General features: G+C 54.9%; 21 protein-coding genes. 8 read left to right on the top strand and 13 right to left on the bottom strand.

Annotated features, from left to right (window positions below; genetic code table 11):
* Positions 1-14: 14 nt before the first annotated feature.
* The 5 genes from FOC35_RS11030 to FOC35_RS11010 all read right to left on the bottom strand — a co-directional run bounded on the left by FOC35_RS11030 (position 15) and on the right by FOC35_RS11010 (position 6,181).
* The gene (locus FOC35_RS11030; RefSeq protein ID WP_172568903.1) at positions 15-1,151 is read right to left on the bottom strand and encodes a glycerate kinase; all 1,137 of its coding nucleotides are present in this window, start codon (positions 1,149-1,151) and stop codon (positions 15-17) included.
* A gap of 83 nt (positions 1,152-1,234) precedes the next feature.
* Positions 1,235-1,963, bottom strand: a complete 729-nt coding sequence (mtgA, locus tag FOC35_RS11025; RefSeq protein WP_172568902.1) for a monofunctional biosynthetic peptidoglycan transglycosylase — start codon at positions 1,961-1,963, stop codon at positions 1,235-1,237.
* Positions 1,960-2,613 carry an isoprenoid biosynthesis glyoxalase ElbB gene (elbB, locus tag FOC35_RS11020; RefSeq protein ID WP_016538399.1) on the bottom strand — a complete coding sequence of 218 codons (654 nt, stop codon included), beginning with the start codon at positions 2,611-2,613 and terminating at the stop codon, positions 1,960-1,962. Before elbB ends, mtgA begins: the two co-directional genes overlap by 4 nt.
* Before the next feature lie 231 nt (positions 2,614-2,844).
* Positions 2,845-5,187: an aerobic respiration two-component sensor histidine kinase ArcB gene (arcB, locus tag FOC35_RS11015; protein ID WP_172568901.1), complete on the bottom strand. Its 2,343-nt coding sequence runs from the start codon at positions 5,185-5,187 to the stop codon at positions 2,845-2,847.
* A gap of 61 nt (positions 5,188-5,248) precedes the next feature.
* Complete coding sequence (locus tag FOC35_RS11010; RefSeq protein WP_172568900.1) at positions 5,249-6,181, bottom strand: TIGR01212 family radical SAM protein; 933 nt, start codon at positions 6,179-6,181, stop codon at positions 5,249-5,251.
* 679 nt (positions 6,182-6,860) lie between these two features.
* On the opposite strand from FOC35_RS11010, the gene gltB reads away from it, so the two are divergent.
* Together gltB and FOC35_RS11000 are read left to right on the top strand one after the other, a co-directional pair.
* Positions 6,861-11,321, top strand: coding sequence for a glutamate synthase large subunit (gene gltB, locus FOC35_RS11005; protein WP_016538402.1), 4,461 nt, complete (start codon positions 6,861-6,863; stop codon positions 11,319-11,321).
* A 9-nt stretch (positions 11,322-11,330) separates the two neighbouring features.
* Positions 11,331-12,749 carry a glutamate synthase small subunit gene (locus FOC35_RS11000; RefSeq protein WP_172568899.1) on the top strand — a complete coding sequence of 473 codons (1,419 nt, stop codon included), beginning with the start codon at positions 11,331-11,333 and terminating at the stop codon, positions 12,747-12,749.
* 92 nt (positions 12,750-12,841) lie between these two features.
* Here the strand turns inward: FOC35_RS11000 and sspB are convergent, their stop codons facing one another.
* The 5 genes from sspB to zapE all read right to left on the bottom strand — a co-directional run bounded on the left by sspB (position 12,842) and on the right by zapE (position 16,501).
* Complete coding sequence (gene sspB / locus FOC35_RS10995; RefSeq protein ID WP_016538404.1) at positions 12,842-13,345, bottom strand: ClpXP protease specificity-enhancing factor; 504 nt, start codon at positions 13,343-13,345, stop codon at positions 12,842-12,844.
* Between the two features lie 3 nt (positions 13,346-13,348).
* Positions 13,349-13,990 (bottom strand): stringent starvation protein SspA, encoded by a 642-nt coding sequence (sspA, locus tag FOC35_RS10990; RefSeq protein WP_016538405.1) that lies wholly within the window; start codon positions 13,988-13,990, stop codon positions 13,349-13,351.
* Positions 13,991-14,312: 322 nt separating this feature from the next.
* Positions 14,313-14,705, bottom strand: a complete 393-nt coding sequence (gene rpsI, locus FOC35_RS10985; protein WP_000829818.1) for a 30S ribosomal protein S9 — start codon at positions 14,703-14,705, stop codon at positions 14,313-14,315.
* A gap of 15 nt (positions 14,706-14,720) precedes the next feature.
* Complete coding sequence (gene rplM, locus FOC35_RS10980; RefSeq protein WP_008454874.1) at positions 14,721-15,149, bottom strand: 50S ribosomal protein L13; 429 nt, start codon at positions 15,147-15,149, stop codon at positions 14,721-14,723.
* A 227-nt stretch (positions 15,150-15,376) separates the two neighbouring features.
* Positions 15,377-16,501 carry a cell division protein ZapE gene (zapE, locus tag FOC35_RS10975; protein ID WP_172568898.1) on the bottom strand — a complete coding sequence of 375 codons (1,125 nt, stop codon included), beginning with the start codon at positions 16,499-16,501 and terminating at the stop codon, positions 15,377-15,379.
* Between the two features lie 177 nt (positions 16,502-16,678).
* Between zapE and zapG the strand changes: the two genes are divergently transcribed.
* The 3 genes from zapG (at position 16,679) to degS (ending at position 19,788) form a co-directional block, all read left to right on the top strand.
* Positions 16,679-17,077, top strand: coding sequence for a Z-ring associated protein ZapG (gene zapG, locus FOC35_RS10970; RefSeq protein WP_016538407.1), 399 nt, complete (start codon positions 16,679-16,681; stop codon positions 17,075-17,077).
* Between the two features lie 179 nt (positions 17,078-17,256).
* Entirely contained in the window at positions 17,257-18,627 is a 1,371-nt protein-coding gene (gene degQ / locus FOC35_RS10965) for a serine endoprotease DegQ (RefSeq protein WP_172568897.1), read from the top strand.
* 90 nt (positions 18,628-18,717) lie between these two features.
* A complete protein-coding gene (gene degS / locus FOC35_RS10960) occupies positions 18,718-19,788 on the top strand; it encodes an outer membrane-stress sensor serine endopeptidase DegS (RefSeq protein WP_172568896.1) in 1,071 nt (356 codons plus the stop codon).
* 56 nt (positions 19,789-19,844) lie between these two features.
* On the opposite strand, the gene mdh is transcribed toward degS, so the two are convergent.
* Positions 19,845-20,780: a malate dehydrogenase gene (gene mdh, locus FOC35_RS10955; protein WP_039898870.1), complete on the bottom strand. Its 936-nt coding sequence runs from the start codon at positions 20,778-20,780 to the stop codon at positions 19,845-19,847.
* Between the two features lie 488 nt (positions 20,781-21,268).
* Here mdh and argR point away from each other — a divergent pair, with 488 nt between their 5' ends.
* The 3 genes from argR to yhcN (FOC35_RS10940) all read left to right on the top strand — a co-directional run bounded on the left by argR (position 21,269) and on the right by yhcN (FOC35_RS10940) (position 22,768).
* Entirely contained in the window at positions 21,269-21,739 is a 471-nt protein-coding gene (argR, locus tag FOC35_RS10950; protein ID WP_039899447.1) for a transcriptional regulator ArgR, read from the top strand.
* Positions 21,740-22,113: 374 nt separating this feature from the next.
* A complete protein-coding gene (gene yhcN, locus FOC35_RS10945; RefSeq protein WP_039899448.1) occupies positions 22,114-22,377 on the top strand; it encodes a peroxide/acid stress response protein YhcN in 264 nt (87 codons plus the stop codon).
* A gap of 124 nt (positions 22,378-22,501) precedes the next feature.
* Positions 22,502-22,768, top strand: coding sequence for a peroxide/acid stress response protein YhcN (gene yhcN / locus FOC35_RS10940; protein WP_016538413.1), 267 nt, complete (start codon positions 22,502-22,504; stop codon positions 22,766-22,768).
* Positions 22,769-22,838: 70 nt separating this feature from the next.
* Here the strand turns inward: yhcN (FOC35_RS10940) and FOC35_RS10935 are convergent, their stop codons facing one another.
* Together FOC35_RS10935 and FOC35_RS10930 are read right to left on the bottom strand one after the other, a co-directional pair.
* The gene (locus tag FOC35_RS10935) at positions 22,839-23,111 is read right to left on the bottom strand and encodes a barstar family protein (RefSeq protein WP_016538414.1); all 273 of its coding nucleotides are present in this window, start codon (positions 23,109-23,111) and stop codon (positions 22,839-22,841) included.
* A gap of 36 nt (positions 23,112-23,147) precedes the next feature.
* Positions 23,148-24,602, bottom strand: a complete 1,455-nt coding sequence (locus FOC35_RS10930; RefSeq protein WP_016538415.1) for an NAD-dependent succinate-semialdehyde dehydrogenase — start codon at positions 24,600-24,602, stop codon at positions 23,148-23,150.
* Positions 24,603-24,664 lie beyond the last annotated feature (62 nt).

Below are 24,664 nucleotides of genomic sequence, written 5' to 3'. Positions count from 1 at the left end.
CGGGTATCGCGGCATTAGCCGCGCCCCATTTTCCACACCGCGGCTACGTTACGCGCCGTTATGCGTATATTTTCCTCCGCCTGTTCAAGCGCCTCCGGTAAGGTCTGGATCCGGTTAAGCACTGAAAATACGGCGTCTATTCCATATTGATGCACCACCCCGTAATCAGGCGCCATACCGCCCGCCAGCGCAATCACCGGCACATCAAATCGTTTAGCGACTCTTGCCACGCCTGCCGGGGTTTTACCGTGTATCGTCTGGCTATCAATCCGCCCTTCTCCGGTAATAACCAGGTCCGCGCCTTCAATAGCCTCTGCCAGCTTTAACGCTTCGGTGACTATTTCAACGCCCGGCCGCAGCCTGGCATTCAGCAGCCCGAACAGCGAAGCCCCCATGCCTCCCGCAGCCCCCGCACCGGCCACATCAATAACCGGCTTGCCGCCGAGCCGCTCAATCTGCTCGCCATAGTGCCTGAGAGCAGCATCCAGCTGGCTGACCATTTCCGGCGTCGCGCCTTTTTGCGGTCCAAATACCGCAGAAGCTCCCTTTTCACCGCACAGCGGGTTATCAACATCGCAGGCGACCAAGATTTCGGTTTGCAGCAATCTCGGGTCCAGCAGACTCAAGTCCAGCGAGCTCAGCTCCGCCAGCGCCGCGCCTCCGGCACTTAGCTGCTGCCCTTTGGCATCAAGGAGCTTTGCGCCCAGCGCCTGCATCATGCCAGCTCCACCGTCGTTCGTTGCGCTACCGCCAATGCCGATAATGATTTTGCTGACGCCGTACTCCAGCGCCGCAAGGATAAGCTCGCCGGTGCCGAAAGTACCGGTTAATAACGGGTTACGCTGCGCCACGGGAACCAGATGCAGACCGGAGGCAGCGGCCATTTCAGTGATTGCCATGTCCTCTGCGCCCGTCAGGCCAAAAAAGGCTTCAACCGGCTGCCCGAGCGGGCCGGTCACCGTTACCGGAATGACTTTCCCATCGGTGGCGGCAACCATCGACTCGACGGTACCTTCCCCGCCGTCGGCCATCGGCAGCTTTACATAATCGGCATGCGGGTAAATTTCGCGAAAACCCTGCTCAATAGCCGCGGCAACCTGCATTGCGCTCAGGCTTTCTTTAAAAGAATCGGGGGCAATAACAATTTTCATGGCGACCTCATTCAACCGCGGCATAGCACAACCAGGCGGCGAACTGCGGAAGGAAGAACAACCGCCGGAGGGCGCTCGGGCGGTTATTTTAAATTATGCTGCTCGAGGAAGGACTCCCCGCCCAGCTGACGCATCTGGCGCATGATCCACTGCTGCCGCTGGCGAATATAGCCGGATGGCGCATTGGCTTTAAAACGAATCGGGTTGGGTAATACCGCGGCCAGCAGTGCCGCTTCTGCCGGAGTCAGGCGGCTGGCTGGCTTGTTAAAATAGCGCCGCGAGGCCTCTTCAACGCCAAAAACACCTTCACCGAACTCGGCGATATTCAGGTACACCGTCAAAATCCGCCGTTTACTCCACGCCGTTTCCAGCCCAACGGTCAGCCCGGCCTCCAGACCTTTACGCAGCCAGCTACGCCCGTCCCACAGAAACAGGTTTTTGGCCGTTTGCTGGGAGAGCGTTGAAGCGCCGCGAACGCGGTTCTCATTACGCTCATTGTGCGCGAGCGCTTTCTCGATAGCGGCGGTATCAAATCCCCAGTGCTCGGGGAATTTTTGGTCCTCAGAGGCAATAACCGCCAGCCCCATCCACGGCGAAATTTCGTCCATAGATACCCAGTCGGAGTGGGTGACATAGCCAAAATTGCCGCTCGCCCAGGCGCTGACCTGGCGCTCAACCATTACCGCGGAAAACGGCACGGGGACAAAACGAAACAGCAGCAGCCCGAAAAGCCACAGGCCGCCAACCGCGATCAAAGCCCTCAGAAGCCAGCGTTTCACCCACTGCAACGGTGCAAAACGCCCTTTCCTCACGCGCTCAGTTCCAGCACGCGTGCAACCAGCTTGTCGATACCGATGGCCGCTTCGTTAATGTTTTGCGCCAGCATATAAGCAGGCGTAGTCACGACCTTACGATCTTCATCAACAACGATATCCTCTACCGGGCAGGGAACATGCTCTGCGCCCATCGCTTCCAGCAGTTCCGCTGTATCAATATCCGTCCCGATGGTAAGCCTCAGAGGCATATCCAGAATCTTTGGCAACATCGCCGGAGCAATGCACATAAAGCCCAAAGGCTTTCCCTGCTCGTGGCATTCGCGCGCAAGGCGGCGTAAATCAGCATCAACTTCACATTCAGCACCCTGGGCGGCAAACGTGCTCAGGTTTTTAGCCGCGCCAAATCCACCCGGCACAATCAGGCCGTCGAGCGCTTCGGACACCGCCTCGCGCAAAGGCAGAATATTGCCGCGCGTAATGCGGGCCGCTTCCTGCAGAACATTGCGGCCGCCGTTAGCGGTCTCGCCGGTAAGATGGTCGATAACGTCAGACTGAGGTTTATCGGGTGCAAAGCAAACCGCCTCGGCACCGGCACGGGATAGCGCCAGCAGCGTTAGCACCGCCTCGTGGATTTCGCTGCCGTCATAAACGCCGCAGCCACTTAGCACTACGCCGATTCTCTTCATTTGAACGCTCCTTTACTTAAAGCCTGCTTCAGTATCAGCCGAACCATTTGCTCGTTATGCTTCACATATTTTACTGATTCACGTAACAAATATTTCAAGCTTTGCTATCTTATATGGCTGACGGCCCGCGAATTGCTGGTTGTGCCATTAATTAATTCAACGCTTAAAAAAGGCGCAACCCTGTTTTCCCTGGTGTTGGCGCAGTATTCGCGCACCCCGGCCTGGCCGGGGTCATTTTTTTCCAGCTTCGGCTACCCACGCTTTTAATACGTTAACGTCGTGCTGCCACTCTTGTTTCAATTCTTCGATCCATTCGCCAACGTTATCTGACCACGCGGGTAAATCCGGCGACTGAATCTGCTGGGCAACCTGCTGTAAATGGCGCAGACCAACCGAGCCAGCGGCGCCTTTAATTTTATGCCCCTCTTCCACCACGCCTTTGTTATCCCGCGCGGTCATATTGGAATCGAGCACTTCTAAATAACCCGGCATCATTTTTTCGAACATCGCCAGGCCATCGGTTATTAATTTTGGCCCTACCAGCTCGATATATTGTTCAAGCATAGGAATATCGAGCAGCGCTTGCTGTTTTTCACTATCGACTTTTGTCACCACAGGCTCCTTATCCGTTATCTGGTTATCCCAGAACTTTTGGATCATCGACATCAGTGCCGGCACGGCGAGCGGTTTACTCAACACGTCATCCATTCCGGCTTCCAGGTACTCGGTCTTGTTTTTCAGCACGTTAGCTGTAAGCGCCACCAGCGGCGGCAGCTCACTTTTGCTAAAGCGTTTATTCAGCTCGCGGGAGATATCCAGCCCGGTCATGTCCGGCAGTTGAATGTCCAGCAGTACGAGGTCATATTCCCCTGGAATAAACATCTCCAGCGCTTCTTTCCCGGTCATCGCCACATCAACGCTGTTCCCCAGCTTTTCGAGTACCGAGCGCGCCACGATGACATTCAGCTCGATATCTTCCACCAGCAGGACATGCAGGGCCGGCAGCGGCATCTCGTCGTCGTCGAGCGTATCCTCAACCTCTTCGGCCACGCTTGGCGCCTGCACGGTTAAGGTAAACAGCGAGCCTTCACCCGGCTTGCTGGTCACGGTAATATCGCCCCCCATGCTCTTCGCCAGGCGGCGCGATACCGCAAGGCCAATACCGGTGCCGGTCGCCGGTTTACCACCGTGGCTGTCTTTCACCTGGTAGTACATGGCAAAAATTTTGTCCTGCTCATCCTGAGGGATGCCGATACCCGAATCCTGCACTTCAAAGCGCAGGCAGCTCTCCTCTTCATAACGAACCCGCACCGTCACCAGCCCGCCTTTCGGGGTAAACTTCACCGCATTACTGATAAGGTTCCACAGAATCTGGCGCAGGCGCGTGCCGTCCGTCACCACTTTATGCGGCAGCGGCAACGTCGGATCCATAACAAACGATAGCCCTTTTTGCTGAGCCTGCAGGCCGGAGAGGTTTTCGAGGTCGGCAAGGAAGCTGGTGAAATCCACCGGCTGATTATCAAGCTGCACTTTGCGGCGCTCAAGTTTATCCATATCGATAATATCGTTGAAGATATTGCCGAGAGTGATGGCCGAAACGTGAATGGTTTTCAGGTAATTGGTCTGTTCGCCGCTCAGGTCGGTATCCAGCAGAATACGGCTCAGGCCGACGATGCCGTTAAGCGGCGTGCGCAGCTCGTGGCTGATAGTAGAGATAAACGTGGTCTTATCCCGGCTGGCGCGTTCCAGGGCATCCTGGTAGCGTTTACGCTCGGTAATATCACGCCCAAAGCCCATCAGGCCATGGCGTTTCCCCACGCGGTCGTAATAAGGCACTTTACGAATTTCGAAGCAGGCTTTGCGCCCGTCCGGGTAATCAAGCCACTGCTCGTAGGTTAGCGACACGTTGTGGCGGAAGACTTTCTCGTCGGTCTCCAGCACTTTTTCGGCGGCCTCGGCAGAGTAAACGTCCTGCGGTTTGAGGTGGATTAGCTGCTTTTCGCTTTTCCCGGTCAACAGCTCCATCGCCCGGTTACAGCCTGAGAATTCTTTATCTTCGTTGCGGTAGAACACCAGGTCAGGGGAGGCATCAAGGAAGGAGCGCAGGAAAGAGGACTGCTGCTCAAGCCGGATTTGCGTCTCTTCACGCTCCTGCATCTCCACTTTAAGCTGCTCAAGCATAGTCTGGCGCTCGGCTTCCGCCTTCACACGGTCCGCAATTTCCTGGTTGAGCTGGGCGATATTATCTTTTAGCTGGACGTTGAGGATCAGGTCACGCTCGCGCATCTCCTCAAGTTTTTCCACCAGCTTCGACAGGCGCTGCCTGGACTCCTCAAGCTGCTCAACAACAACCGACAGGAAGTAGACCGCCCACGGCGTAATCAACAACCCAAAAAAGATGGAGCGAACAACATCGATGCTTTCGACCTGGCCGCGCAGCAGCATGGTGACGGCCATCTGCACCACCATCGCCAGCACGACCAGAGCCGAAGCGAGCAGCAGGGAGAAGCGCACTAACCCCAGCTTCACCATAAGATCGACGTAATACTGCGCTAATAACCGGATTTGCTTCATGGAACCCTTCCTTCGCCGTGGATGCGCTAAATATACCGCAAAAAGGGCTAACGCTCAGGTATTACGAAAGAAGTGAGAGATCCCACGGCGTACCGAGAGCCGATCCTTGCGTTCCATGTTCCAGCAGGTAGCGAGCTATCTCCACCATCGCCGTCCAGCGGTTTTCACACCATAAAGGCGCCAGCAGCGTAGGGCGGCGTGCGCTGGCGGAGATGCGGTGAAACACCACGTCGAGGGGCGTATGGCGAATCATCTCTGCGGCGGTTTGCACGTATTCCTCAAGCTCAATGCCGCCGAGGCGGCCCGCACGCCAGCTTTTCGCCATAATGCTGCCTTCAACAATGTGTAGCGGATGCAGCTTCAGGCCATCCACGCCGGTTTCCACCACCCGCTCCAGCGTTTCCATGCACTGCTGCTGCCCCTCGCCGGGCAAACCTACAATCAGGTGGCTACAGACTTTCAAACCACGGGCACGCGCCCGCCGCGTGGTTTCTTGATAGCAGGCAAAATCATGCCCACGGTTGATACGGTGCAGGGTTTTATCGTTCGCCGTCTGTAGACCCAGCTCCAGCCAGACCTCGTACCCTTGTTCACGGTATTCGCTCAACAAATCGAGCACGCTGTCGGGCACGCAGTCCGGGCGGGTTCCTACACACAGGCCGACAATGCTGGCCTGGCTCACCGCCTGCTGATACATAGAACGCAATACCTGAACCTCTGCCCAGGTGCTGGTGTAGGCCTGAAAATAAGCCAGATAGCGCTGCGCGCGATCCACGCGGCTGGCCTGCCGCGCGAGCTGCACGGCAATAGAGTTGTGCTGCTGGTCTTCATCGGCAAAAGAGGCGACATTGCAAAAAGTGCAGCCCCCGCGTCCGATAGTACCGTCGCGATTCGGGCAGCTAAACCCGCCGTGAAGCGAAAGCTTGTGGACCTTTTGCCCGTAACGACGAGAGAGATCGCCGCCAAACATATTGACTAATTTCTGTAACTGCATAATCTGATGGGCCGTCCCGAAAAAGGGGCCTAGCCTGCCATTTTCTGTTCGCCCCGGCGATGACCTGGATCAATCGCTTCGGCGCAGCTTTAGCTATTGAATAATCATTCAAAATTAGTGCGATTTTATCCACCCTAAGCATAATTACTTTTCCTTATGACGCATCCCTTTATTTAAAGAATATGACGCCCGGTGAAAAACAGTGTCATGCTGCACACCGCGAGGGTTAGGCAGCATATCGTGCTGGCAATATCATTCATGCCAGCATGGTCTGGAGTTTCACGGGCTTTCGGATAGTGAGGACGATCACATAAAGCCCGACGTTAGCAGACCTTTCTGAATGTGCAAAAAAGACAAAAAAATCTTCTTATTCATATCGTTAACCCACTCTTAGCACAATTATGTATAAATAAGAATGCCATTTGACCTGTGTGCTCTTTCCCGATAAGTTGGAAATCCGCTGGAAGCTTTCTGGATGGGTTCTGTGCCCATCATATTTATGCAGTAATTGAGATTCCCTCTAAAGCAAGTCCTCAACACTTGTGACACCGGATGCGTTGGACATTAAGAGGGCGACACGCGAGGCAAGCGTAAGATGCGCAAACCCCGTCGCCATGCCCTTGCTGCGTCCACGCGCAAACGGTTGGGGGTAACGTAGAGCCTGGGGAGGTTCACTGATATGTTGTACGATAAATCCCTCGAGAAGGATAACTGTGGTTTCGGCCTGATCGCCCACATAGAAGGCGAACCTAGCCACAAGGTAGTGCGTACCGCTATTCACGCACTGGCCCGTATGCAGCACCGCGGCGCGATTCTGGCCGACGGTAAAACCGGTGATGGTTGCGGCCTGTTGCTGCAAAAACCGGATCGTTTCTTCCGCATCGTTGCAGAAGAGCGCAATTGGCGTTTAGCTAAAAACTATGCCGTTGGCATGATTTTCTTAAGCCAGGATGACGCGCTTGCCCGCGCCAGCCGCCGCATTGTTGAAGAAGAGCTGCAAAACGAAACCCTGTCTATTGTTGGCTGGCGCGAAGTGCCGGTTAATAAAGATGTGCTCGGTGAAATCGCCCTCTCCTCTCTGCCACGTATTGAGCAAATTTTCGTTAACGCCCCGGCGGGCTGGCGTCCTCGCGATATGGAACGTCGCCTGTTCATCGCCCGTCGCCGTATCGAAAAACGCATCCAGGAAGACAAAGACTTCTATATCTGTAGTCTCTCTAACCTGGTGAACATTTATAAAGGTCTGTGTATGCCGGCGGATTTGCCGCGCTTCTACCTGGACCTGGCGGATCTGCGCCTGGAATCAGCCATTTGCCTGTTCCACCAGCGCTTCTCCACCAACACCGTACCTCGCTGGCCTCTGGCTCAGCCGTTCCGCTATCTGGCGCACAACGGCGAGATCAACACCATTACCGGTAACCGCCAGTGGGCACGCGCCCGTACCTACAAATTCCAGACGCCGTTGATTCCTGACCTGCACGACGCCGCGCCGTTCGTCAACGAAACCGGCTCTGACTCCAGCTCCATGGATAACATGCTTGAGCTGCTGCTGGCGGGCGGGATGGATATCGTTCGCGCCATGCGCCTGCTGGTTCCGCCTGCCTGGCAGAACAACCCGAATATGGACCCGGAGCTGCGCGCCTTCTTCGACTTTAACTCCATGCACATGGAGCCGTGGGACGGCCCGGCCGGTATCGTTATGTCCGACGGGCGTTTCGCCGCCTGTAACCTGGACCGTAACGGCCTGCGCCCGGCACGCTACGTTATTACCAAAGATAAGCTCATCACCTGCGCGTCCGAGGTTGGCATCTGGGATTACCAGCCGGACGAAGTGGTTGAAAAAGGCCGCGTTGGCCCCGGCGAGCTGATGGTTATCGATACCCGCGTTGGCCGTATTCTGCATTCCGCAGAGACCGACAACGATCTGAAAAGCCGCCATCCTTACAAAGAGTGGATGGAGAAAAACGTTCGCCGCCTGGTGCCTTTTGAAGAGCTGCCGGACGAACGCGTCGGCACTCGCGAAATGGACGACGACACGCTCGCCAGCTATCAGAAGCAGTTTAACTACAGCAGCGAAGAGCTGGACTCGGTCATTCGCGTGCTGGGCGAGAACGGCCAGGAAGCCGTTGGCTCAATGGGCGATGATACCCCGTTTGCCGTGCTTTCCAGCCAGCCACGCATTATTTATGACTACTTCCGCCAGCAGTTTGCACAGGTGACTAACCCACCTATCGACCCGCTGCGTGAAGCCCACGTGATGTCGCTGGCCACCAGCATTGGCCGCGAAATGAACGTCTTCTGCGAAGCGGAAGGCCAGGCCCACCGCCTGAGCTTCAAATCGCCAATCCTGCTGTGGTCCGATTTCCAGCAGCTGACCACGCTGGAAGAAGAGCATTATCGCGCCGATACGCTCGACATCACTTACGACGTTACGGAAAAATCACTGCACGAAACCGTAGCGGCGCTGTGCGACGAAGCCGAACGTATGGTTCGCAACGGCACGGTATTGCTGGTGCTGTCCGACCGTAATATTGCCAAAAACCGCCTGCCGGTTCCGGCTCCAATGGCCGTTGGCGCAATCCAGACTCGCCTTGTGGACAAGAGCCTGCGCTGCGACGCTAACATCATCGTTGAAACCGCCAGCGCCCGCGACCCGCACCACTTTGCGGTTCTGCTCGGCTTTGGCGCCACCGCAATCTACCCATACCTCGCTTATGAAACTCTGGCGAAGCTGGTTGATAACGGCGCAATCGACAGAAACTACCGCACGGTGATGCAGAACTACCGCAACGGGATCAATAAAGGGCTGTACAAGATCATGTCCAAAATGGGCATCTCGACTATCGCCTCTTACCGCTGCTCCAAACTGTTTGAAGCCGTCGGCCTGCACAAAGAAGTGTCCGAGCTTTGCTTCCAGGGTGCAGTCAGCCGCATCGGCGGCGCGGGCTTCGCCGACTTCCAGCAGGATCTGCTGAACCTGTCCAAGCGTGCCTGGCTGGTGCGTAAGCCGCTGGATCAGGGCGGGCAGCTGAAGTTCGTCCACGGCGGTGAATACCACGCCTATAACCCGGACGTGGTTCAGACGCTGCAAAAAGCAGTGCAAAGCGGCGACTATGGCGATTACCAGCAGTACGCGAAGCTGGTCAACGAGCGCCCGGTGGCAACGCTGCGCGACATGCTGACCCTGAACCCGCAGGATGAGTCCGTCAAAATTGAAGACGTTGAGCCAGCCAGCGAGCTGTTTAAACGCTTTGATACCGCGGCGATGTCCATCGGAGCATTAAGCCCGGAGGCACACGAGTCGCTGGCCGAAGCAATGAACAGCATCGGCGGTAATTCCAACTCCGGCGAAGGCGGCGAAGATCCTGCCCGCTACGGCACCAACAAAGTGTCACGCATCAAGCAGGTGGCTTCCGGCCGCTTCGGCGTAACACCGGCCTACCTGGTCAACGCCGACGTTATCCAGATTAAAGTTGCTCAGGGCGCTAAGCCGGGCGAAGGCGGCCAGCTGCCGGGTGATAAAGTGACGCCGTACATCGCGAAACTGCGCTACTCCGTGCCGGGCGTGACGCTGATTTCTCCGCCACCGCACCACGATATTTACTCTATCGAGGACCTGGCGCAGCTGATTTTCGACCTTAAACAGGTCAACCCGAAAGCGATGATCTCCGTGAAGCTGGTTTCCGAACCTGGCGTCGGCACCATCGCGACCGGCGTGGCGAAAGCCTATGCCGACCTGATTACCATCGCCGGTTATGACGGCGGCACGGGTGCCAGCCCGCTTTCTTCCGTGAAATACGCTGGCTGCCCCTGGGAGCTTGGCCTGGTAGAAACCCAGCAGGCTCTGGTAGCAAACGGTCTGCGTCACAAGATCCGCCTGCAGGTTGATGGCGGCCTGAAAACCGGCCTCGATATCATTAAAGCGGCTATTCTCGGCGCGGAAAGCTTCGGCTTCGGCACCGGACCAATGGTCGCCCTGGGCTGTAAATACCTGCGTATTTGCCACCTGAACAACTGCGCGACCGGCGTAGCAACCCAGGATGACAAGCTGCGTAAGAACCACTATCACGGCCTGCCGTTCAAAGTGACCAATTACTTTGAATTTATCGCCCGCGAAACCCGCGAGCTGATGGCGCTGCTGGGCGTGAAGCGTCTGGTGGACTTAATTGGCCGCACGGATCTGCTGAAAGAGCTGGAAGGCTTTACCGCCAAGCAGCAGAAGCTCGATCTCTCGGCGCTGCTGAAAACCGCAGAACCGATGCCGGGCAAAGCGGTGTACTGCACCGAGCACAACCCGCCGTTTGACAAAGGCGACCTGAACGCGCAGCTGTTAACCCAGGCGCAGCCGTATGTTGATGACAAGCAGAGCAAAACCTTCTGGTTTGACATCCGCAATACCGACCGCTCCGTGGGCGCTTCGCTTTCCGGCTACATCGCGCAGCATAACGGCGACCAGGGTCTGGCAGCAGACCCAATCAAGGCGCATTTCAGCGGCACCGCGGGCCAGAGCTTCGGCGTGTGGAACGCCGGCGGCGTGGAATTGCACCTGACCGGCGATGCCAACGACTATGTAGGCAAAGGCATGGCAGGCGGTCTGATATCACTGCGTCCTCCGGTAGGCTCGGCCTTCCGCAGCCACGAAGCGACGATTATCGGCAACACCTGCCTGTACGGCGCAACGGGCGGCAAGCTGTACGCAGCAGGCCGTGCGGGTGAACGTTTTGCGGTGCGTAACTCCGGTGCTATCACCGTGGTTGAAGGTATCGGCGATAACGGCTGCGAATACATGACCGGCGGTATCGTCTGCATTCTTGGCAAAACCGGGGTTAACTTCGGCGCGGGCATGACCGGCGGCTTCGCCTACGTGCTTGACGAAGACGGCGAGTTCCGTAAACGCGTGAATCCGGAACTGGTTGAATTACTCGACGTGGAAGAACTGGCGATTCATGAAGAGCATCTGCGCGGCATGATAACCGAACACGTTCAGCTAACCGGCTCCCAGCGTGGCGAAGAGATCCTGGCGAACTGGCCATCCTTCGCGGCGAAATTCACCCTGGTTAAACCGAAGTCCAGTGATGTCAAAGCATTGTTGGGTCACCGCAGTCGTTCCGCAGCTGAGCTGCGGGTGCAGGCGCAGTAAGAGGTCACGATGAGTCAAAACGTTTATCAATTTATCGACTTGCAGCGCGTTGATCCGCCGAAAAAGCCGTTGAAGATCCGCAAGATCGAGTTCGTGGAAATTTACGAACCCTTCTCGGAAGGCCAGGCCAAGGCGCAGGCGGACCGCTGCCTGTCCTGCGGTAACCCGTACTGCGAGTGGAAATGCCCGGTTCACAACTACATTCCAAACTGGCTGAAGCTGGCCAATGAAGGGCGCATTATCGAGGCGGCCGAGCTGTCTCACCAGACCAACAGCCTGCCGGAAGTTTGCGGCCGCGTTTGCCCGCAGGATCGCCTTTGCGAAGGCTCCTGCACCCTGAACGACGAGTTTGGTGCGGTCACCATCGGCAACATCGAGCGCTATATCAACGATAAAGCCATTGAGATGGGCTGGAAACCGGATTTAACCGGCGTTAAGCAAACCGGCAAGCGCGTTGCGATTATCGGCGCTGGCCCTGCGGGGCTGGCCTGTGCCGACGTGCTGGCGCGTAATGGCGTAAAAGCCGTGGTTTACGACAGACACCCTGAAATCGGCGGCCTGCTGACCTTCGGCATTCCGGCCTTCAAGCTGGAAAAAGAAGTGATGACCAAGCGCCGCGAGATTTTCAGCGGCATGGGCATCGAGTTCAAGCTCAATACCGAAGTCGGTCGTGACGTACAGATGGACGAGCTGCTGAGCGAATTCGACTCTGTTTTCCTCGGCGTGGGCACTTACCAGTCTATGCGCGGCGGTTTAGAGAACGAAGATGCACCTGGCGTTTACGACGCGCTGCCGTTCCTTATCGCTAATACCAAGCAAATAATGGGCTTCGGTGAAACTGCCGAAGAGCCGTATGTCAGCATGGAAGGCAAACGCGTTGTGGTGCTGGGCGGTGGCGACACCGCGATGGACTGCGTGCGTACTTCTATTCGCCAGGGCGCAACGCACGTTATCTGTGCCTACCGCCGTGACGAAGAAAACATGCCGGGCTCTAAGCGTGAAGTGAAAAACGCGCGTGAAGAAGGCGTGGAGTTCCAGTTCAACCTCCAGCCGCTGGGCGTTGAGATTAACGCTAATGGCCGGGTTTGCGGCGTGAAAGTTGCCCGCACCGAACTGGGCGCGCCGGATGCCAATGGCCGCCGTCGCCCTGAAATCGTCGCCGGTTCCGAGCACGTTCTGCCTGCCGATGCGGTAGTGATGGCGTTTGGTTTCCGCCCTCACAGCATGGAATGGCTGGGGCAGCACAGCGTCGAACTGGATAGCCAGGGCCGCATCATCGCCCCGGAAGGCAGCGAAAACGCGTTCCAGACCAGCAACCCAAAAATCTTCGCCGGCGGCGATGCGGTTCGCGGGTCTGACCTGGTGGTAACGGCGATTGCCGAAGGCCGCAAGGCGGCGGATGGGATCCTGAACTTCCTCGAAGTATAAAAGCAGAATGCCTGATAGCTTCGGCTATCGGGTCTTGTTGCTCCGGTAGAGTTTGCCCCAATAAAAAAGCCAGTCTTTCGACTGGCTTTTTCTTATTTCACTACGCGCAACGCCGGACGGCCACCGCGCGGCGGCGGAGGCGGATCGTCGTCAGGGTTATTGTCGCGATCGGCGTTGTCCGGACGATCGCCGTCAATAACCTGCATTACCGTTTCTGACTCGCCTGCTGCAGGCTGGTCATCGTTATGGCTTTCAGCGTCTTCATCGTAGCCCGCTTCCGGCTCAAACATCGTCCCGGCCCCGTTTTCTCGAGCATAAATTGCCAGCACCGCGGCCATCGGTACATTGACCTGCCGCGGTACGCCGCCGAAGCGCGCGTTAAAACGCACTTCGTCATTGGCTAATTCAAGGTTGCCCACGGCGCGAGGAGCAATGTTCAGCACAATTTGCCCGTCACGCGCGTACTCCATTGGAACCTGCACACCTTCCAGCGTGATATCCACGACCAGATGCGGCGTGAGCTGGTTGTCCAGCAGCCACTCATAGAAGGCTCGCAGCAGGTAAGGACGGCGCGGAGACAGTTGCGACATATCCATCAATTAGCCTCGAGTCTGCAGACGCATTTCACGCTCAGGTTCGGTCAAAGAGGCCAGGAAGGAATCGCGCTCGAAGACGCGGGTCATATAACCTTTCATCTCTTTAGAACCCGCACCGGTCAGCTCGATGCCCATCTGCGGCAGACGCCACAGCAGCGGAGCCAGGTAGCAGTCTACCAGGCTGAACTCGTCGCTCAGGAAGAAAGGCTTCTGAGTGAATACCGGAGCGATGCTCAGCAGCTCTTCACGCAGCTGCTTACGCGCCGCGTCCGCTTCCTGCGCGGAGCCGTTCATCACCACGTTCATCAGGGTGTACCAGTCTTTCTCAATGCGATGCATATACAGACGGCTTTCACCACGCGCAACCGGATAAACCGGCATCAGCGGCGGGTGCGGGAAACGCTCATCAAGATATTCCATGATGATGCGTGATTCCCACAACGTCAGTTCGCGGTCAACCAGGGTCGGTACGCTGTGATTTGGGTTGAGGTCAATCAGATCCTGAGGCAGGTTATCCGTTTCCACATGCTCAATTTCAACGCTAACACCCTTTTCAGCCAGCACGATGCGTACCTGATGGCTGTAGATGTCAGTAGGACCGGAAAACAGCGTCATCACCGAACGTTTGTTGGCAGCGACAGCCATGAAAACCTCCAAGTTTATCCAGAAAATTACTGCTAATAGCCGCAAGCGGCGACTAACCTGACCGTTTATTACCCAACGCTTCGCCGTAACACCGTTAACGCCTGAAAAGAAAGCGAGAACAAACCTGATGCCGACATTTGGGCAGAAAATTGGATGATAGTTTACCAGATTTTACCGGTTTTGTGGTGGCTACGTGTTGAATTTGCCTAAAAGACAAACCATTTCAAAGCGTTAAAACCGATAATATAAATTACAGACATAAAAAAACCCGGTACAAAGACCGGGTTTTTGCCAATTGCCTTTCTGCGTAAGCAGAGAACAATTAACGTTTGGAGAACTGTGGACGACGACGTGCTTTACGCAGACCGACTTTCTTACGTTCAACCTGACGAGCATCACGAGTAACGAAGCCTGCTTTACGCAGTTCGGAACGCAGGGACTCATCGTACTCCATCAGAGCGCGGGTGATACCGTGACGGATCGCACCAGCCTGACCAGAGATACCACCACCTTTAACGGTGATGTACAGATCCAGTTTCTCAACCATGTCGACCAGTTCCAGCGGCTGACGAACTACCATGCGGGCAGTTTCACGACCGAAGTACTGTTCCAGAGAACGTTGGTTGATAACGATTTTGCCGTTGCCCGGTTTGATAAACACGCGAGCTGCGGAACTTTTGCGGCGACCAGTGCCGTAGTATTGATTTTCAGCCATTGCCTATAATCCCGATTAAATGTCCAGAACTTGCGGTTGCTGTGCCGCGTGGTTGTGCTCGGTGCCCGCGTAAACTTTCAGTTTACGGAACATAGCACGGCCCAGCGGACCCTTTGGCAGCATGCCTTTAACCGCGATTTCAATCACACGCTCAGGACGGCGGGCAATCATCTCTTCAAAGGTCGCTTGTTTGATACCACCGATGTGGCCGGTGTGATGGTAATACACTTTGTCAGTACGCTTGTTGCCGGTTACAGCAACTTTGTCAGCGTTCAGAACGATGATGTAATCACCAGTATCAACGTGCGGAGTGTATTCCGCTTTGTGCTTACCGCGCAGACGGCGAGCCAGTTCAGTAGCCAGACGACCTAAGGTCTTACCTTCAGCATCAACAACATACCAGTCGCGCTGTACAGTTTCTGGTTTAGCTGTAAAAGTTTTCATTAAAAGCTTACCCAATATATAGTTACACGTTGGTGAACACCCAAACGTTTAAAATCAGTTGAGGTTCACGCGACATTGTCCAGCAAACCTACCCCTTCGAATAGCCTATGCCGGCACGACAAAAGTTTTGGGAAAAAAACTTTGGTTGTAACGTGGGGTCGCAAGATTATAGAGAAGTCGCCCTCAAAAATCGACCACAATTTGTAGTTGATATCACATATTCATCGTCAGGGCAGATGAGAGAGCCGCAAATACTCTTCGCTTTGCATTTCCTGCAGGCGGGAGAGGCAGCGCTGGAACTCGAATCTTAACCTTTCCCCTTGATAAATATCAAATAGTTCAGCATTCGCCGACACCACCAATTTGACATGGCGTTCATAAAACTCATCCACCAGTGCAATGAAACGCCGCGCTTCATTTTCCATAAGCGTCGTCATCACCGGCACATTAAACAGCATCACGGTGTGGAACTGGCGGGAAAGTGCGATGTAATCGTGCTGGCTGCGGGCATCCACGCACAGCGTAGTAAAATCCACCGCCAGCGTTTGGTTGGCGGTGCCGAGCGTGGCCAGCGGGCGGTGGTTTATCTCCAGCACCGGGCCGCCTTCACGCTTAGTTCCGGCCAGCGCCGCATAAAGTTTCTCCATCTGCTGGGCGGACTCGCTATTAAGCGGCGACAGCCAAAGATGTGCCTGAGTGAGCGTACGCAGGCGATAGTCAATCCCGGCATCTACGTTCATCACATCGCAATAGCGTTTCACGGCCTCGATAGCCGGTAAAAATCGCGCGCGCTGTAGCCCGTTACGGTATAAATCGTCCGGCGGGATATTCGACGTGGCCACTAAGGTGATGCCCCGGGCGAACAGCGCTTTCATTAATGTACCCAGCAGCATGGCATCGGTGATGTCAGAGACAAAAAACTCATCAAAGCACAAGACGTCGGTTTCGGCCTTAAAACCATCGGCAACGATTTCAAGCGGATCGCTGTGGCCCTGGTTTTGCGCCAGCTCTTCGTGAACCCGCAGCATAAAACGGTGGAAATGGAGGCGTAATTTGCGCTCCCCCGGCAGACTCTGGAAGAACATATCCATTAGCCAGGTTTTACCGCGCCCTACGCCCCCCCACATATACAGGCCACGAACCGGCTCCCGCGAGGCGGGCGCGTCACGTTTGCCCAGTAGCTTGCCGAAGCGGGCAAATAAGCCGGCTGTGTTTTCCGGCTGAGTTTCTGTCGTCAGCGCCTGCCAGATAGTATCTAAACGCATAACCGCTTCGCGCTGTACTTCGTCGGGTTGGTAGCTGCCCTCTGCCAGGGCCTGTTGATAGCGCGATGCGGGAGAGAGATTTTGCATGGTATTATGGTATTCCCTTTAGAATCGGATAGCCGTTCACTGTCGTTTTCGAATTCGGTTGTCGAAAAAAAGGCCGTTCTACCCTAAGCGATGCTGCGTCAGGATTCCACTTCTCTTAGGTTAACGGTTATAGTGGCTACATTACCCTACGGAATCACAAGATAACGGGAGAAGTTCATGACTTGGGAATATGCGCTTATTGGGTTAGTAGTGGGCCTTATTATCGGTGCCGTCGCCATGCGCTTTGGCAACCGCAAGCTGCGCCAACAACAAGCTATGCAGTATGAGCTGGAAAAAAATAAAGCGGAACTCGAAGAGTATCGCGAAGAGTTGGTCAGCCACTTTGCCCGCAGCGCCGAGCTGCTGGATAATATGGCGCACGATTATCGCCAGCTTTATCAACATATGGCGAAAAGCTCCAGCAGCCTGCTGCCGGAAATGTCCGCCGAAGCGAACCCGTTCCGCAACCGCCTTGCGGAGTCAGAAGCCAGCAACGATCAGGCTCCGGTTCAGATGCCGCGCGACTATTCAGAAGGCGCTTCTGGCCTGCTGCGTACCGGCGCAAAACGCGATTAATCCCAGTTTCAGCTTTTTTTCAGGGGCACGGCCTGCGTGCCCCCCATCCTTTCCTGCCGCAGCTATCATTTAATAATCTATTGCTTTCTTATTACGCCATTGTTAGTCGATTGATATTTCAATAACATCGATTGAGTAAGTGGGTATTCCTTTTTCCAGGTGACGAGAGCCAGCATCCAATGAAGAAACAAATCCGGCTGTTGAGTGCAGTAGCGTTAAGCGTCGGTCTGACGCTCGGCGTATCCCCTCTGGCGAGTGCGTCACTGCCCTCCCAGGTTCCCGGCCAGCCCGCGCTGCCGAGCCTTGCCCCGATGCTGGAAAAAGTGCTGCCTGCGGTCGTCAGCGTACAGGTTGAAGGCACCGCATCGGCTTCAAGTCAAAAGGTGCCGGAAGAGTTTAAAAAATTCTACGGCGATGGGGCTCCGTCAGACGCGCCTCAGCAGTTTGAAGGCCTCGGCTCCGGCGTCATCATTAACGCCGCCAAAGGCTACGTGCTGACCAATAATCATGTTATTAATCAGGCACAAAAGATAAGCGTTCAGCTCAACGATGGACGCGAGTTTGATGCAAAACTCATCGGCGGAGACGACCAAAGCGATATCGCGCTTATCCAGCTACAAAACGCTACCGGGCTCACCGAAATTAAAGTTGCGGACTCAGACAAGCTGAAGGTCGGCGATTTTGCCGTCGCTGTGGGCAACCCGTTTGGCCTTGGGCAAACGGCAACTTCCGGTATAGTTTCCGCATTAGGCCGCAGCGGCCTTAATCTCGAAGGGCTGGAAAACTTCATCCAGACCGACGCCTCCATCAACCGCGGCAACTCCGGCGGCGCGCTGCTGAACCTTAACGGCGAGCTGATTGGGATAAACACCGCCATTCTGGCTCCGAGCGGCGGCAGCGTCGGTATTGGCTTCGCTATCCCGAGCAATATGGCGCAAACCCTGGCTAAACAGCTGATGGAGTTTGGCGAAATCAAACGCGGCCTGTTGGGGATTAAAGGCACCGAGATGAGCGCCGATATCGCCAAAGCGTTTAATTTGTCTACCCAGCGCGGCGCTTTCGTCAGCGAAGTGCTGCCGCAGTCCGGCTCGGCCAAAGCTGGCGTAAAAGCAGGAGACGTGATTATCAGTCTGAACGGTAACCCGCTTAACAGTTTCGCCGAACTGCGCGCCAAAATCGCCACCACCGAACCCGGTACGGTGGTAAAACTCGGCCTGCTGCGTGACGGTAAACCACTCGAGGTCAGCGTCACGCTGGACAAGAGCACGGCCTCTTCCGCCAGCGCAGAGATGATACTTCCCGCGCTTCAGGGTGCCACGTTGAGCGACGGACAGTTGAAAGACGGCGGGAAAGGCATTCGCCTGGATAACGTTGAAAAAAGCACGCCTGCCGCTCAGGTTGGCCTGCATAAAGATGATGTGATTGTCGGGATTAACCGCGAGCGTGTGCACAGCATCGCAGAAATGCGTAAGGTGCTCGAAACCAAGCCTGCGGTTATCGCGCTCCACATCGTTCGCGGTGAAGACAGCATTTATCTGCTGTTGCGTTAACGGCAGCAGAGAAACGGACATCGTCTGTACGATGTCCGTTCAACTCATGCTATTCTGCGTTCGATTTTTCTCACTGATTAACTCAAATTCATGTTCCTAAAGATCTTACGTTCGGTGGTGATTGGGCTGATTGTCGCGGGGCTGCTGTTGCTCGCGATGCCGTCATTGCGCAAGGCCGTTAGCCCGCTGGTACCATCGCAATATGACAGCGCCGACGAAACGCCGATGAGTTTTAACCCGGCGGTGCGCCGTGCTGCCCCGGCGGTGGTCAACGTTTATAACCGCAGCGTGGGCAATAACGGCCAGAATCAGCTGCAGATAAAAACCCTCGGCTCCGGCGTTATCATGGACGGCCGCGGCTACATCATTACCAATAAACACGTTATTAACGACGCGGAGCAAATCATCGTTGCGCTTCAGGATGGGCGAGTTTTCGAAGCGCTGCTGATTGGCTCCGACAGCCTGACCGACCTGGCCGTGCTGAAAATCAACGCCACCAGCCTGCCAATTATTCCGATTAACGGCAAACGCCAGCCGCACATCGGCGACGTTGTCATGGCGATAGGCAACCCGTACAACCTCGGGCAGACGGTAACTCAGGGCATTATCAGCGCCACCGGCCGCATCGGCCTTAGCCCGTCAGGCCGCCAGTCGTTCCTGCAAACGGACGCCTCCATCAACCGCGGGAATTCGGGCGGGGCGCTGGTTAACTCCTTAGGCGAGCTGATGGGCATCAATACCCTGTCGTTTGATAAGAGCAACGACGGCGAAACCCCGGAAGGGATCGGCTTTGCTATCCCAACTCAGCTGGCGACCAAAATAATGGATAAGCTGATTCGCGATGGCCGGGTGATCCGCGGTTATATCGGCATCGGCGGCAGAGAGATTACCCCGCTGCACGGCCCGTCTACCGGCATCGACCAGCTGCAGGGGATTATCGTGAACGAAGTTTCACCGGAAGGTCCGGCCGCTCAGGCAGGTATTCAGGTCAATGACGTGATTATCTCGGTCAACCACAAACCGGCCATCTCCGCGCTGGAGACCATGGACCAGGTTGCAGAAATTAGGCCAGGCTCGGTTATCCCGGTCGAAGTGATGCGTGAAGATAAAAAGCTTACGCTTCAGGTCACTATCCAGGAATATCCCGCCGGAAGTAACTAAACTGCGGACATAAAAAAACCGGAACTGAGTTCCGGTTTTTTTTATTCTGAGGTCGATTACTTAACGAAATCTTCGCCCAGCTGAATGTCTTTTTTCAGGGTATCCAGCATGCCTTCCATCGCCTGTTTCTCAAAGGCGCTCAGGGTGCCGATAGCTTTGCGCTCAACGATACCGTTTTTACCCAGCAGCAGCGGCTGAGAGAAGAAACGTGCGTGCTCGCCGTCACCTTCAACATACGCGCACTCAACAACATTGCTCTCGCCCTGCAGCGCACGAACCAGAGAAAGACCGAAACGAGCTGCGGCCTGGCCCATGGACAGCGTAGCCGATCCGCCACCGGCTTTAGCTTCAACCACTTCAGTACCCGCGTTCTGGATACGTTTGGTCAGATCAGCCACTTCCTGCTCGGTGAAGCTCACGCCCGGGATCTGGGACAGCAGAGGCAGAATAGTCACGCCTGAGTGGCCGCCGATGACCGGAACTTCGATATCCGTTGGCTTTTTGCCTTTCAGCTCGGCAACAAAGGTGTTGGAGCGGATAATATCCAGCGTGGTCACGCCGAACAGTTTGTTTTTATCGTAAACGCCCGCTTTCTTCAGCACTTCCGCCGCGATAGCAACGGTGGTGTTAACCGGGTTGGTGATAATACCGATGCAGGCTTTTGGTGCTGTTTTAGCAACCTGCTCAATCAGATTCTTCACGATGCCCGCGTTGACGTTAAACAGGTCGGAGCGGTCCATACCGGGTTTACGCGCCACGCCAGCAGAAATCAGCACTACGTCCGCGCCAACCAGCGCCGGAGTTGCGTCTTCGCCGGAGAAACCTTTGATTTTCACGTCTGTAGGGATATGGCTCAGGTCCACCGCAACCCCAGGGGTTACCGGAGCAATGTCATACAGTGAGAGTTCTGAGCCTGAAGGCAGTTGGGTCTTAAGTAGAAGGGCAAGCGCCTGGCCAATACCGCCGGCTGCGCCGAGGACTGCAACTTTCATCCTAAACTCCTTATTATGGTTAGCAAAATCGTGCCGTAACTCCATGCGGTGGCGACCATAATCCAGAGAAGAGATAATTACAATCTTCCCGCCGCCAGATTGCGATATTCCGCAATCATCGACCGCGTTGCTGCTGCATTTACTCGCCGGGAGGAACGACGCCATAGCGCCCGGTCACGACCTGATGTGGTTACATCAACGGCGGTTACATTACCCCTCAAGGCCAACCAAAACAACATCATTTTGATAACATTTAATTTACTTTGAGGCTTATTTGCGAGTCGTGACACAGGCATGTTCGCCGATAACGAAATTTGATAAAATCCCCCGCTTTCATAACATTATTTCAGGCTGACTCCCGCCGGATAATTGTCCCACAGCATTCAGGCTGGCGATCGCTCTCGCGCCTGAAGGAAGATGAACAATTTGCATAAAAATTCATTTAAATGCATAATAATGTTATCTCTTTTACCCAGGATAGGTTATTTATGCGTAACTCCTCGAAACAAGAAGAATTAGTAAAGGCTTTCAAAGCGTTACTTAAAGAAGAGAAATTCAGCTCACAGGGCGAGATAGTTCAGGCGTTACAAAACGAAGGTTTCGAAAACATCAACCAGTCCAAAGTTTCCCGCATGTTGACCAAGTTTGGCGCGGTCAGAACCCGCAATGCCAAGATGGAAATGGTTTACTGCCTGCCTGCAGAGCTTGGGGTTCCGACGACCTCCAGCCCGCTGAAAAACCTGGTGCTGGACATTGATTACAACGACGCCGTAGTGGTTATCCACACGAGCCCGGGTGCCGCACAGCTTATTGCGCGCCTTCTGGACTCACTGGGTAAAGCTGAAGGTATCCTCGGTACCATCGCCGGAGATGACACCATCTTTACCACCCCGGCCAATGACTTCACCGTGAAAGAGCTGTACGAAGCGATTCTGGTCCTGTTCGAACAAGAGCTGTAATTTTCCTCTTCTTTTCAGCCCGCCGTGTTATATGGCGGGCTTTACCCTTCCGCCCCGGTAATCTTCGGTAAAAAAACCTCAGCCCAGCGTATGGAATTGCTTCAATAGCATTCCACAGGCCATTGTTCTGTGCTTTACCGCACAAATAGTCAAATTGACCCATATATATGATTTTACTTATATTTAACAAAAATGGCGCGATAAAAACGTCTTTTTTATAACTATGGGTAATAAAAAATCATTTCATTAATTTAAAGTTGCATAGGCAACAATTAGCAAGGTATTAATTTTTCCCGAAACTAGTGTATACTTAATTTCGTGATGAGGGTCACAGAACGATGACCCAACCAAAAGAATACGACGAGGAAAAAATGATGAACATGAAAGCCACTTTAGTTACCGCCAGCCTGCTATCCGCCCTGTCTTTCGGCGTTTTTGCCGCTGACTCTATCAACGCGCAGCAAGCGGAAAACCGCCAGTCTTTAGGCACCGTTTCCGTTGACGATATCGCCAGCTCGCCGATGGATATGCATGAAATGCTGAACCAGAAAGCCGAGCAAAACGGCGCTTCAGCCTACCGCGTAATCGAAGCCCGTACCGGTGGCCACTGGCACGCAACTGCCGAGCTGTATAAGTAACAGCCGTCAGCCATAAGTCAGTTGAATAGATAGAACTAAAAACGTTAAGCCTCGAGCGGCCCCAAGTAGAAAAATCGCTATCAAGCCCTTCCGGCCGCCGTGTAAACCTTCAGGAGTAAAGACTATGAAAACCAAATTAACTATCGCCGCACTGAGCCTGCTGTCCGTTATCTCTTTAGGCGCTAACGCCGCAGCTCACCAGATCAATAGCGAACAGGCTCAAGGCATGCAGTCCATGGGCTCAATCTCTGTAAGCCAGATTGGCAGCGCGCCAATGGATATGCGTCAGGAACTCTCGCAGAAAGCGACAGAACAAGGTGCATCCGCATACCGTATTACCGAAGCACGTAGCGGCGACACCTGGCACGCAACTGCTGAACTGTACAAATAAACCCTCGTCGTACTTGTCCTACGACCTTGCCCCCGCTCGCCGGGGGCTTTTTTATGCCCGAAATTCGCGTTTAGCTGCGAATGTTAAAGCGAAGCTGGCCTTCCAGCTCCTCTTCCGCCTCATCAAACAGCAGGATAAGCGCACCAAACCTGCGCCGTTTATTCTCCGGCAGATGCGTAAATTCAATTTCTGCCGGCAGGGAAAACGCGGCACCGGTGACCACCTCCCACAGGCTGTCTAAATCGTGTACCACGCCTTTGCTTAAGGAAAGCAGCTCTGAAAACCGTTGGTAAAACGCAGGGTTGTCTTCAATCTGGCTAAAATCAAACGTGTATTTTTTCATCGCTGCCGTCCTGACCGTTTATCGCAAGCGGGAGAGCTACAGCCCGCCGATGTGTAACGTTTTCACTTCCAGGAACTCCTCCAGCCCCAGCACGGAACCCTCTCGCCCCAGGCCGGACTCTTTTACCCCGCCAAACGGGCCAAGCTCGGTGGAAACTGCACATTCATTAACGCCCACCATGCCGCTTTCCAGCGCCTGCGAGACGCGGAATACGCGCTGTAGGTTCTGGGTATAGAAGTACGCCGCAAGGCCAAACGGCGTATTATTGGCGCGCTCGATAACCTCCTCTTCAGTCTTGAAACTAAAGCAGGCGGCCAGCGGGCCAAATGTCTCTTCCTGAGCCAATTTCATTTCGTCGCTGGCATCGATAATCACCGTGGGCTGCCAGAAGTTACCTCCCAGCGCATGAGGCTTACCGCCCACCAGGGCTTTGCCGCCTTTTGCCAGCGCGTCCTCTACATGCTCACGAACTTTATCTACCGCCGAGGATTCAATCAGAGGGCCAACCACAACGCCCTCTTCCAGGCCGTTACCTACTTTCAGCTTTTTAACCGCTTCGGCAAGTTTATTCACAAACTGGTCGTAGACGCCCTGCTGAATAAAGAAGCGGTTAACGCTGACGCAAACCTGCCCGGCGTTGCGGAACTTATTGGCAATAGCGCCTTTAACGGCCTCATCGATATCGGCATCGTCAAACACAATGTAGGGCGCATTGCCGCCAAGCTCCATCGAGACTTTCTTCATCGTCTGGGCCGCATTACGCATCAGCGTTTTGCCCACTGCGGTCGAGCCGGTGAAGGAAATTTTGCGCACCTGTTGGCTGGCCATTATCGCATCGCTGATCTCCGGCGTTTTCCCCGCGACGGCATTTAGTACACCGTCCGGTATACCGGCCTGGCGAGCAAGCTCCAGCAGCGCAAAAGCAGAAAGCGGCGTGTTATTGGCAGGTTTTATGACGCCTGTGCAGCCAGCGGCAAGAGCAGGGCCAAGCTTACGGGTGAGCATCGCCATCGGGAAATTCCACGGCGTAATAGCCGCAACCACGCCCACGGGTTCACGAGTGGCAAGGATCCGTGACCCGGTCTTAGCCGGAGGGATAATTTCGCCGTTAGCGCGCTTTGCCTGCTCGGCAAACCACTGAATAAAACTGGCGGCGTACTCAACTTCACCTTCCGCCTCTTTAAGCGGTTTACCCTGCTCAAGGGTCATCAGTCGCGCCAGCCAGCTTTTATGTTGCAGAATTAATTGATACCAGCCGTAGAGCAGGTCAGAACGTTGTTTGGCCGTTTTGGCGCGCCAGGCGGGGAAAGCTTTACTTGCTGCTTCGATAGCGGCTTCGGTCTCTTTTTTACCGGCCTTTGCCACTCTGGCAACCACTTCACCGGTGGCCGGGTTCAGTACCTCAAAGGTTTCACCGAGCGCGTGCCACTTACCGTCGACCAGATAGCCGGTTTTGAAGAGTTCACTTTGTTGGAGGGTCTGATTAGTCATATTTTCTCCTGTTCAGAAGTGTTCGTCCCGTTGACCGCTGTTAAGTATAGATAGAAAAAAGC

The sequence above is a fragment of the Cedecea sp. FDAARGOS_727 genome (genome assembly GCF_012273235.1).
Classification (GTDB): domain Bacteria; phylum Pseudomonadota; class Gammaproteobacteria; order Enterobacterales; family Enterobacteriaceae; genus Cedecea; species Cedecea davisae.
The sequence above is the reverse complement of the archived record's forward strand: the minus strand, read 5'-3'. Positions and strand labels throughout refer to the sequence as shown.